This window comes from Microcystis sp. BLCC-F209 (genome assembly GCF_041928595.1).
Classification (GTDB): Bacteria; Cyanobacteriota; Cyanobacteriia; order Cyanobacteriales; family Microcystaceae; genus Microcystis.
Map to the genome: position 1 here is coordinate 1 of NZ_JBHFLL010000113.1, position 2286 is coordinate 2286.

Sequence of the window (2286 nt, forward strand, 5' to 3'; positions counted from 1 at the left end):
GTTACTTTTAATCTTTTAGAACCGCCAGAAGCCGTTACAATTGCCATCGAACAAGTTGCCCGACTGAACCCCGATGCTGCCCTAGCCATCACCCGCAGCGATCCGGGGGATAATTTAGATTTAACTAGAAATACCCCTATAAAGAAAAAAAGGAATTAAGAGAACTTTCCCGGGCCTAGTTTTCGGACTTTATTGGAGGACTTGGGGACGATTGGTTTGAATACTCTTAATCCCTCCTACAGCAGATGTTATGGCCTTTTGTCAACGGGGAAGTTCATTTATACTGCCTTTTACTCAGCCAAGAAAGCGAGGCTACCACCGCCATTAACTGCTCAATGTCAGCTAAGTTTCTTTTTCTTGAATTGGTCTTTGATGGGTTTGTAGGTGGGGTTAATAGTCCAGTTATTCAACCTTTTTTAACACATTATTTCTGTGAGGTAAATGTTATGACTATTATCATCGGTATAGGTTCTTATGCAGCAGGATTAAGCACTTATCTTGCGACTTTAGCTTATCATCAAAAACATCAGGTAAAATCTAAAAAGGTCTTATCTTGTCAAGTAACACCGAGTTATCCGTTTGCAAAAGAATTGAGTTATAAGGCAGAAAACATTTTAAAAGAGCAAGTGATGTTAAACCCAACAGAATTTAACCGTAGCTTTTGCGATTATCCTTTATATCGTTTTACTATTACTCTGGAAATAAAAGGATTATTTTGGGCTAAAAATACAGAAGAAGTTTCATTTGATATCTACGATATGCCAGATACTCTCTTGAGAGATATTAAAGAGTTTTCATCATCTAATAACTTCACAGAATATTATGATGATTTATTTAGTGATATAGGTGGATATTTCTTACCAATAGATGGAACATCTCATCGAGAAGATGAGGTATATGCTAAGTCTTTAGAAAAATTTACTACAGATTTAACACAGCGTAACCCGCAAGGTTGTCGTATCGCTTTTGCTGTCACGAAATGTGATTTATCAGAACTTTGGGTTAATCGAGATGATCCTCGTGGTCTGGTACAAAGACGCTTTCCTAAAATGTATGCAATCCTAGAAAATTGGACTCAGGAGGACAAGGGAAAAGTTGAATATTTTACCACTTCATCCTTCGGAGTATTTGGTAAATATTGCGAACCAAATTCAATTATTCAATCAAAAAGTAAAGAGGGAACATCGGCCGTGATTAGAAATCCTCAAGAATGGCAACCTTTTGGCATAATTGAACCCTTATATTGGTTATGTACGGGTAAAATGCTATAATTATTGTAGGAAAAACTAATATTGCTTGCCCAAAAAAGTATTGAGTGATTCGGGAAATTATGAAAATGAAACGCTATCAACTTCTTAAAGAAAGACGAGAAAATATTATAAAAATTGCTCGAAAACATGGAGCATTTAATATTCTAATATTTGGATCAGTTGCCAGAGGAGAAGACAGCAATGACAGTGATATTGACTTTTTAGTAGAAATGGAACAAGGGCGCAACTTATTAGATAGAATTGGTTTAATTCAAGACTTAGAAGATTATTTAGGCTGTAAGGTTGATGTGGCTACTATTAACAGTTTACGAGATTGTTTTCGGGAAAGAATCATGAAAGAGGTGATTCCTTTATGAATGATGACTTAATTTATTTAGGTGATATTTTAGACAGAATTGAACGAATCGAATCTTATACACAGGAGGGAAAAGACAGATTCTATCAATCCTTATTAATTCAAGATGCTGTGATTCGCTGTTTTGAAGTCATTGGAGAAGCTGTTAAACAACTCTCTCCTGAGATTAGAAAAAAATATCCTGAAATTACTTGGCGTAAAATTGCAGGGTTTCGAGATATTTTAATCCATAGCTACACGGGAATCAATGTAGATGAAGTTTGGGGAGTTATTAAAGATAATTTACCTAAATTAAAACAACAAATTCAGCAAATTATTGCTAATGAAAATAATTAAAATCAGTTGACAACATGGAGGTAATATCTAAGCGATTAGGCATTTTTTGGGTCAAGCATCAAACCCATTCAGCCACTATCCTTAAAAAGATAGCGTGGTGAGGATGTCAAAGAATGATCAAAAATAGCAGCGGTTGCCCCCTAGTTCTATAATCAGATCACGGCTAATTTGATTGGCTATCGACCCTATTCATGTCTATCTCCCCACCCCGTTCCGGTTACACTTTACCAGTTTTTGCCTGTGCCAGTGCGATCGCATCTCTCCAGCATCTCCACGGCGAAAATGAGCTAAATTCCGTTACTTTTAATCTTTTAGAACCGCCAG

Annotated in this window: 3 protein-coding genes and 2 pseudogenes; all 5 read left to right on the top strand. The window is 36.3% G+C overall.

The genetic code is table 11. The features are described 5' to 3' along the window. A pseudogene (locus tag ACE1AQ_RS07230) lies at positions 1-141 on the top strand (cobalt-precorrin-5B (C(1))-methyltransferase); the annotation flags it as partial. A gap of 104 nt (positions 142-245) precedes the next feature. Further along, positions 246-1271: a hypothetical protein gene (locus tag ACE1AQ_RS07235; protein ID WP_374808139.1), complete on the top strand. Its 1026-nt coding sequence runs from the start codon at positions 246-248 to the stop codon at positions 1269-1271. Positions 1272-1336: 65 nt separating this feature from the next. Continuing rightward, positions 1337-1627, top strand: coding sequence for a nucleotidyltransferase family protein (locus tag ACE1AQ_RS07240; RefSeq protein WP_002800547.1), 291 nt, complete (start codon positions 1337-1339; stop codon positions 1625-1627). Beyond that, complete coding sequence (locus tag ACE1AQ_RS07245) at positions 1624-1962, top strand: DUF86 domain-containing protein (protein ID WP_008206140.1); 339 nt, start codon at positions 1624-1626, stop codon at positions 1960-1962. The genes ACE1AQ_RS07240 and ACE1AQ_RS07245 overlap by 4 nt, the downstream gene beginning before the upstream one ends. Positions 1963-2153: 191 nt before the next feature. Continuing rightward, positions 2154-2286: pseudogene (locus ACE1AQ_RS07250) on the top strand (cobalt-precorrin-5B (C(1))-methyltransferase); the annotation flags it as partial.

Bases quoted from the DNA above. Each gene is read 5' to 3' on its own strand.
- ACE1AQ_RS07235 (WP_374808139.1), top strand. From the start codon at position 246: ATGTTATGGCCTTTTGTCAACGGGGAAGTTCATTTATACTGCCTTTTA.
- ACE1AQ_RS07240 (WP_002800547.1), top strand. From the start codon at position 1,337: ATGAAACGCTATCAACTTCTTAAAGAAAGACGAGAAAATATTATAAAA.
- ACE1AQ_RS07245 (WP_008206140.1), top strand. From the start codon at position 1,624: ATGAATGATGACTTAATTTATTTAGGTGATATTTTAGACAGAATTGAA.